The organism is Bradyrhizobium genosp. SA-3 (assembly GCF_004212635.1).
Lineage (GTDB): Bacteria > Pseudomonadota > Alphaproteobacteria > Rhizobiales > Xanthobacteraceae > Bradyrhizobium.
Genome location: NZ_PSRT01000232.1, coordinates 1 through 8,059 on the forward strand (window position 1 = coordinate 1; position 8,059 = coordinate 8,059).

Consider the following 8,059-nt stretch of genomic DNA (forward strand, 5'->3'; position numbering starts at 1 on the left):
CCCGGTCGCCAGCTCCAGCGCGCGCGATTCCGCGTGCGCCACCGCGACGCGGTCGTCGCTACCGACCGCACGCGTCAGCTCCGGCACCAGCACCGTGCCCATGGCGACGCCGACGATGCCGAGCGGCAGCTCGATCAGGCGGTTGGCAAAATAGAGCCAGGACACCGCGGCGGGCGTTGCCGAGGCGATGATCGCGCCCGCGACCATCAGCCATTGCGGGCCCGAGCTTGCGATCATGCCGGGAATGGCCTTGGCAAAAAAGGCTCGCATCTCCTTGTCGAAACTCACGCGCAGCGGCGCCGCGAGGCGCGCGCTTCGCTGCGACAGCAGCATCAGCAATTGCAGCAGGCCGGCGATACCGACGGTGGCGGCCAGCATCCACGCAGCGAGAACCGCATCGGCATGCCAGGCGAGCAGCGCCGCGATCGCGGCGATCAGTGCGATGTTGAACAGCAGCGGCGAGAACGCCGTCAGCGCAAAGCGCCCTTGTGCGTTGAGCAGTCCCATCAGCACGGTGACGGGGCCGGCGAAGGCGAGATAAGGCAGCATCAGCCGCGCGTTCTGCACGGCGAGATCGAGCGTGCTGCTGCCGAGAAATCCCGGTGCGATCACCGTGATGATCAGCGGCATCAGAAGCGCAATGCCAATCGAGCTCACGACCAGGGCCGCGCTGACCGTGCCGAGCACACGTCCGGCGAACGCTGCCGCAGCCGCCTCGCCATCGCGGTCGCGGATACGCAGCCAGGCCGGGATCAGCGCCGCATTCAGTGCCCCCTCGCTGAGCAGCCGCCGCACCACGTTGACGAGCTGAAATGCCGCCAGGAACGCATCCGCCACGGCGCCGGTGCCGAGCAGCGCCGCGATCAGGGAATCGCGGGCAAAGCCCAGCAGCCGCGAGGCCAGCGTACCCGTCGAGACGGTCAGGAAGGAGCGGATCATCGGCCCTTTATAATACCGTTGCTTGCCCGCGCGGGTCCGGTCGTGATAGGCCGCGAGCCAGATTTCAGGCCGACAGGAAGCGGATTTCCGCGGGGATCGCAATCCGCCAAACAGGATCAAGGTGAATGGCTGACGTGAAATATGACGTTCTCGGCATCGGCAACGCGCTGTTCGACGTGTTGGTCAGGACCGACGAGGCCTTTTTGGCCAAGCATGGCATGACCAAGGGCAGCATGTCCCTGATCGACGAGGCTCGGGCGGCCGCCATCTACAAGGACATGGGCCCTGCGACGGAAGTCTCGGGCGGCTCTGCCGCCAACACCATCGTCGGCATCGGCAGCTTAGGGGCACGCGCCGCCTATGTCGGCAAGGTCAAGGATGACCAGATCGGCAAGCTCTACTTCCACGACATCCGCGCCGCCGGCGTCGCCTTCAACACGCCAGCCGCAACGGACGGCCCCGCCACCGGCTGCTCCTACATCCTGGTCACGGGCGATGGCGAGCGCACCATGAACACCTATCTCGGCGCGGCGCAGGATCTGTCGCCCGCCGATATCGACCCAGCCGAGGTCGCCGGTGCCGGCATCGTCTATCTCGAGGGCTATCTCTGGGACCCCAAGAACGCCAAGGACGCCTTCGTCAAGGCGGCCAAGATCGCCCATGATGCCAAGCGCAAGGTGGCGCTGACGCTGTCGGATTCCTTCTGCGTCGACCGCTATCGCGACGAGTTCCTGTCCTTGATGCGCAACGGCACCGTCGACATCGTCTTCGCCAACGAGGCTGAGCTGCATTCGCTCTACATGACCTCGGACTTCGACACCGCGCTGAAGCAGCTGCGCAACGACGTCAATCTCGGCGTGGTCACCCGCAGCGAGAAGGGCTGCATGGTGGTGTCAGCGGAAGACGCCGTCGCCGCGCCGGCATTCCCGGTCGACAAGGTCATCGATACCACCGGCGCCGGCGACCTCTTCGCCGCTGGCTTCCTGTATGGCCTTGCGCGCAACTACGCGTACAAGCAGTGCGGCGAGCTCGGCGCGCTTGCGGCGGCCGAAGTGATCCAGCACATCGGGGCGCGGCCCCAGGTGTCGCTGAAGGAGCTCGCCGAGCAGCGCGGACTGACGGGGTAGGCCTCGCTCTCTCCCCCGTCATTGCGAGCGAAGCGAAGCAATCCAGAATCTTTCCGCGGCGGCAGACTGGATTGCTTCGCGGAGCCTGTCATCGGGCCGCGCGTCGCGCGGACCTGTTGGCTCGCAATGACAATGTGGAGGCAGATATGCGCATCATCCTCCGCTGTCATCGCCCGGCTTGACCGGGCGATCCAGTACTCCGAGATGTCTGTCGTTCATGGAGAGGCCGCGGCGTACTGGATTCCCCGCTTTCGCGGGGAATGACAGTCTTCGTGCGGCGACGGCCGTCAACTCCTCACGCCGCCTTCTGCCCGCTCCCGGCAGCATCGAGCCCGGCATAAACCCCGCGCTCGAAGCCCGCGAACGTCTCCAGACACTTCGCGTCGGCGAACGGCAACAGCTGCATCAGGATCACGCCGGTGACGTCGCGCGACGGGTCGATCCAGTAATAGGTGTTGGCGAGGCCTGCCCAGGCGAGGCTGCCTGCGCTTCGCCCTTCAGCGGTCTTGGCGGTGTTGATGAGGAAGCTCAGCCCCCACTTCTTCACCTGCTCCGGATAGAGATCGACGTCGTTGGTGTACATCGGCGCCGCCGTCGTCATCTTGCCCATGGCGAGATCGCCGATGTGGTTCTGTCCCATCGTCGCGACCGTCTCCGCCTTCAGTACCTGGTTGCCGTTGCCGCGGCCCTTGTTGAGAATCATCTGGGTGAACTTGATGTAGTCGCCCGCGGTCGAGTAGAGGCCACCGCCGCCCATGTGGAATTCCGGCTCCTGCTCGAGCTCGAACGGCATCGATGCGAGCTGGCCGTCCTCGCCGCGCGCATGCATGCCGACGAGACGCTTGCGCATGCTATCGGTGATCTTGAACGCGGTGTCGCTCATGCCGAGCGGCGCGAACATATGGTCGCGCAAATACGCATCGAGCCGCTTGCCGCTGACGGCCTCCACCGCCTTGCCGACGAAATCGATATTGGTGCCGTATTCCCAGCGCGTGCCGGGATCGGTCATGATTGGCGTCTTCAGCGCCGCATTCTGGCAGGTGGTAATGGCGGGGATCCCCGTCTTTTCCAGATACACCGCGAGATCGCCGTTCCACATGTTGTAGCAGAAACCGGCGGTGTGGGTCATGAGCTGGCGCAGCGTGATCGGTCCCTTCGCCGGCCGCAGCTTCGCTTCGCCCTTGGCATCGAAGCCTTCGAGCACCTGCGGCTTAGCGAGATCAGGCAGCACCTCGCCGATCGGCGCATCCAGCGACAGCTTGCCCTGTTCGACCAGCTGCATCGCGCCGGCTGATGTCACCGCCTTCGTCATCGATGCGATCCAGAACACGCTGTCCGCAGTCATCGCATCGGGCTTGGACAGATCGCGCTTGCCGAACGCACCCTGATACAGCACGTCGTTACCGCTGGCGGCGATGGCGACGACTCCGGGAATTTCTTTTGCGTCGCTCTTCTGGCGCAGAAGTTCGTCGATCTGGGCTCGGCTTTGCATGCGTGTTTCCTCCGGTTTGATTATTGTTGGAAGTAATCGATTGTCCTCCCGCATGCTCGGCGCGGCAAGCGCATCCATGTACCTGCGCCGGTCGCGATGTCGTGACTTGACGGTCGACGTTCCACGCAGGACGACAACAGAGCTGAACTGTAACACTCCTTCACAACCTGCGGTGGATGTCTGCATCTCGCCGTGGCCATGAATGGGCGCTGGCGGTATGTTTCGCGTGTTTGACTCACTTGAAACATTTTGTGCGTTGCGGCGCTTCAGCACGCGGCCAATTGGCCGGTGACGTTAAGACTTGATGCAAATTGGCGGCTGCTGATCGGCCGCGAGGGGACCTCAAATGATTTCGACCTGGAGTGAATGGAAGCGCTATCCCCGTCCCGGACGGGGCGACAATTTGGAGGCGCCGATCTCGCCCGGCATTTACGAGGTTCGCATCGCCGGCACCGGCGCGCTGTACTCGTTCGGCGCGGTTGACAACCTGGCGCAGGCGCTGGCGCTGCTGCCGGTTGGTTCAAAATCCTGGTTCGGCCGGCGCGACACCTCGGACGTGCCCGATCTCGAATACCGCACCTGTGCGACGTCCTCGAAGGCCGACGCCAAGGCCGCCGCCGAGCGCATGATCGGCCGCCGCGAGACCTATCTGAGCGGCGCGGCCTGAGGCCGCGCTCCCGTTTAGCTGAAGGCAGATGTGCGTTGCGGGGCGGTGCATTGCGCGCCGTCTGTCCCTATATTCCGGGCCGATCCGATTGCGCCCTGAGGAGTAACGCCATGACCCCGACTGCCGCCCGCGCCCCGCAAGCCTCGTCCAATCTGCGCGACCGGTTGAAGGACCCGTCGCTGCTGAGGGAAGCCTGTTACATCGACGGCGCCTGGGTCGGCTCGCCGGTCTTCGCCGTCAATAATCCCGCGACCGGCGTCGAGCTCGCCAAGGTTCCGCAACTTGGCGCGGACGATACCACCAGGGCCGTGGAAGCCGCCGAGCGCGCGTTCCCGGCCTGGGCCAAGCTGACCGCCAAGCAGCGCTCCAACATCCTGCGCAAATGGTTCGAGCTGATCGTCGCCAACCGCGAGGATCTCGCGCTGATCCTCACTTCCGAACAGGGCAAGCCGCTCACCGAGGCGCTCGGCGAGGTCGATATCGGCGGCGCCTATGTCGAGTTCTTCGCCGAGGAGGCCAGGCGCGTCTATGGCGAGACCATCCCGACGCAGCGGAGCGATGCGCGCCTGCTCGCGATCAAGCAGCCGATCGGCGTCTGCGGCGCCATCACGCCGTGGAATTTCCCGAACTCGATGATCACGCGAAAAGTCTCGCCGGCGCTGGCGGCCGGCTGCACCGTGGTGCTGAAGCCCGCCAATGAAACGCCGCTGTCGGCGCTCGCGCTCGCGGCTCTTGCCGAGAAGGCCGGCGTGCCCAAGGGCGTATTCAACATCATCACCGGTGACGCGCCGCCGATCGGCAAGGTGCTGTGCGAGCATCCGGCGGTTCGCTTCGTCGGCTTCACCGGCTCGACCGCCGTCGGCAAGATCCTCTACCAGCAGGCCTCCGTCGGCGTGAAGCGGCTCGGCCTTGAGCTTGGCGGCAACGCGCCGTTCGTGGTGTTCGACGATGCCGACATCGACGCCGCGGTCGAAGGCGCCATCGTCTCGAAATACCGCAACATGGGCCAGACCTGCGTTTGCGCCAACCGCCTCTACGCCCAGGATGGGATTTACGACGAATTCGTGCAGAAGCTATCGAAGAAGGTCGCGGCGATGAAGATTGGTGACGGCACCGAGAGCGGCGTCACGCAGGGCCCGCTGATCAACATGAAGGCGATCGACAAGGTCGAGCGCCACATCGCCGACGCCATCAAGCGCGGCGCCAAGGTCGTCACCGGCGGAAAGCGCAGCGAGCTTGGGCGCTCGTTCTTCGAACCGACCGTGCTGGCCGACGTCAAGCCGGACTCGCTGGTGTCGCAGGAGGAAACCTTCGGCCCGCTCGCACCCGTCATCCGCTTCAAGGACGAAGCCGACGTCATCGCGATGTGCAACGCCTCGCCGTTTGGCCTCGCCTCCTACTTCTACTCCCGCGATCTCGGCCGCGTCTGGCGCGTCGCCGAAGCGCTGGAATCAGGCATGGTCGGCGTCAACACCGGCCTCATCACCACGGAAGTCGCCCCCTTCGGCGGCGTCAAGGAGAGTGGGCTCGGGCGCGAAGGTTCGCATCACGGCATGGAAGAATATGTCGAGATCAAATACGTGATGATGGCGGGGGTGTGAGGGCGCATCAGTCTCTCCGCGTCATTGCGAGCGAAGCGAAGCAATCCAGAATCTTTCCGCGGAGACAGCCTGGATTGCTTCGTCGCCAGCGCAAAATTGCTTCGCAATTTTGTCGCGGGCTCCTCGCAATGACGAAGCGAGGTGCAACAGCTGGAGCTAAATCTTCAGCTCTTTCCCCGTCACGCGCCTGTAGGCTTCGAGATACCGCTTGCTCGTCGCGTCGACGACGCTCGCCGGCAGCGGGGGCGGTGGGGCGTCGCCGTTCCAGCGGCCGGCGCGACGCTCGACGTCGAGATAGTCGCGTAAGGGTTGCTTGTCGAAGCTCGCCTGCGGCTGGCCGGGCTTGTAGGCATCGACCGCCCAGAAGCGCGAGGAATCCGGGGTCATCACTTCGTCGATCAGGATGATGCGGCCGTCCTTGTCGCGGCCGAACTCGAACTTGGTGTCGGCGATGATGATGCCCTGCTCGCGGGCCAGCTCCTCGCCGAGCGTGTAGATCGCGCGCGTCATGCTCTCCAGCGCATAGGCGACCTCGTCGCCGACCACCGCGCGCATCTTCGCGATGGTGATGTTCTCGTCATGGCCGCTCTCGGCCTTGGTTGCCGGGCTGAAGATGGCGGGCTCGAGCTTCTCGCTCTCGACGAGGCCCGCCTTCAGCTTCTCGCCGGCCAGCGTGCCGCTCGCGGCATATTCCTTCCAGGCCGAGCCCGAGAGATAGCCGCGGATCACGCATTCGATCGGAAATACGGTGGTGCGCTTGCACAGCATGGCGCGGCCGAGGATGTCGGTACGATGAGCTTTCAGCGCCGGCGCGGCCGCGATGATCGCGTCGGTGTCGGCGCTGATCATGTGATGCGGTACCACGCCTTCCAATTCGTTGAACCAGAACGCGCTGATTTGAGTCAGCACCGCGCCCTTCATCGGGATGGTCTCGCCCATCACGACGTCGAAGGCGCTGATGCGGTCGGTGGTGACGAGCAGCAGGCGGTCGTCGTCGACGGCGTAGATATCGCGCACCTTGCCGCGTCCGATCTTGGGGAGGGGCAGGTCGCTGGAGAGCATGGTGGTCATCGGCAAAGCCTTCGCGCAAGAAATCCGGCCGCGGCTGACAGTGCGGCCGGAAACCCGATTAGCCTATTCCGGCAGCGGAATGAACTCATGTTCCTGCGGAACTGCCGCGAAGCGGCCGGTTTTCCAGTCCTGCTTGGCCTGCTCGATCCGCTCCTTGCTGGAGGAGACGAAATTCCACCAGATGTGGCGCGGACCCTCCAGTGCATCGCCGCCGAGAAACATCATCCGGGTCGCCTTCAGTGCCTTCACGGTGATGCGGTCGCCCGGACGGAAGATCAGCAGCCGCGGCCCTTCATAGCGCTCGTTCGCGATCTCGACCTCGCCGTCGACCAGGTAGATCGCGCGCTCCTCGTGATCGGGGTCGAGCGGCACGCTCGCGCCTTCCGCCGCCGTGACCTCGGTGTAGAGCCAGGGCGAGACCATCGCGACAGGCGAGGTGATGCCGAACGAGGAGCCCGCGATCACCCGCGCGGTGAAGTCGCGCTCGGAGATCATTGGCAGGTCGCCGGCGGCGTAGTGCTGGAACGACGGCGCGATCTCCTCGGATCCGGCCGGCAGCGCGATCCAGCTTTGCAAGCCGAGCATCTTCTGGCCGGAGGCGCGCTGCGCGTCGGGCGTGCGCTCGGAATGGGCGATGCCGCGCCCGGCGGTCATGAGGTTCATTGCGCCGGGCGCGATCTCCTGGACGTTGCCTTCGCTGTCGCGATGCATGATCGCGCCGTCGAACAGGTAGGTGACGGTGGCAAGGCCGATATGCGGATGCGGCCGCACGTCCATGCCCTTGCCGGACACGAACTGCACCGGTCCGAAATGATCGAAGAAGATGAAGGGCCCGACCATCTGCCGCTTGCCATGCGGCAATGCGCGCCGCACCGCAAATCCGTCACCGAGATCGCGCGTGCGCGGCACGATAACGAGATCGAGCGCATCGCAGGACATGGGATCGCCGAGCACGGGATCGTTGGAGGGTTGCCAGCTCATGGGTAGGCTCCTTTTTACTTTCTTCGGCGCGATCGTAGCACGATTTCGCATCGTCGTCGCGTCAGAGCCTGCTGTCATGCCCGCCACCGGGTCTCGCCTCCGGCGAGCCCGATGACAGGCTCCGGCGGGGCATCCAGTACTCCGCGGCTCATCGGTCTAACCACTACCGTCTCGGAGTACT

The 8,059-nt window shown here is 64.8% G+C and carries 7 protein-coding genes; 3 read left to right on the plus strand and 4 right to left on the minus strand.

Going from position 1 to position 8,059, the window contains the following annotated elements; all coding sequences use genetic code 11:
• The coding region (locus CWO91_RS40600; protein ID WP_283811083.1) for a lipid II flippase MurJ at positions 1-939 on the minus strand (939 nt) is incomplete at its 3' end.
• A gap of 125 nt (positions 940-1,064) precedes the next feature.
• Here CWO91_RS40600 and CWO91_RS40605 point away from each other — a divergent pair.
• On the plus strand, positions 1,065-2,066 hold the full coding sequence (locus tag CWO91_RS40605) for an adenosine kinase (RefSeq protein ID WP_130220935.1): 1,002 nt from the start codon (positions 1,065-1,067) through the stop codon (positions 2,064-2,066).
• 295 nt (positions 2,067-2,361) lie between these two features.
• Here CWO91_RS40605 and CWO91_RS40610 read toward each other — a convergent pair whose 3' ends face one another.
• Positions 2,362-3,558 (minus strand): serine hydrolase domain-containing protein, encoded by a 1,197-nt coding sequence (locus CWO91_RS40610; protein WP_165406051.1) that lies wholly within the window; start codon positions 3,556-3,558, stop codon positions 2,362-2,364.
• Between the two features lie 346 nt (positions 3,559-3,904).
• Between CWO91_RS40610 and CWO91_RS40615 the strand changes: the two genes are divergently transcribed.
• A complete protein-coding gene (locus CWO91_RS40615) occupies positions 3,905-4,225 on the plus strand; it encodes a hypothetical protein (RefSeq protein WP_091898185.1) in 321 nt (106 codons plus the stop codon).
• A 110-nt stretch (positions 4,226-4,335) separates the two neighbouring features.
• Positions 4,336-5,826, plus strand: coding sequence for an NAD-dependent succinate-semialdehyde dehydrogenase (locus tag CWO91_RS40620; protein ID WP_130220937.1), 1,491 nt, complete (start codon positions 4,336-4,338; stop codon positions 5,824-5,826).
• Positions 5,827-5,982: 156 nt separating this feature from the next.
• On the opposite strand, the gene CWO91_RS40625 is transcribed toward CWO91_RS40620, so the two are convergent.
• Positions 5,983-6,897 carry a phosphoribosylaminoimidazolesuccinocarboxamide synthase gene (locus tag CWO91_RS40625; protein ID WP_130220938.1) on the minus strand — a complete coding sequence of 305 codons (915 nt, stop codon included), beginning with the start codon at positions 6,895-6,897 and terminating at the stop codon, positions 5,983-5,985.
• A 63-nt stretch (positions 6,898-6,960) separates the two neighbouring features.
• Positions 6,961-7,878 carry a pirin family protein gene (locus tag CWO91_RS40630; protein ID WP_130220939.1) on the minus strand — a complete coding sequence of 306 codons (918 nt, stop codon included), beginning with the start codon at positions 7,876-7,878 and terminating at the stop codon, positions 6,961-6,963.
• Positions 7,879-8,059 lie beyond the last annotated feature (181 nt).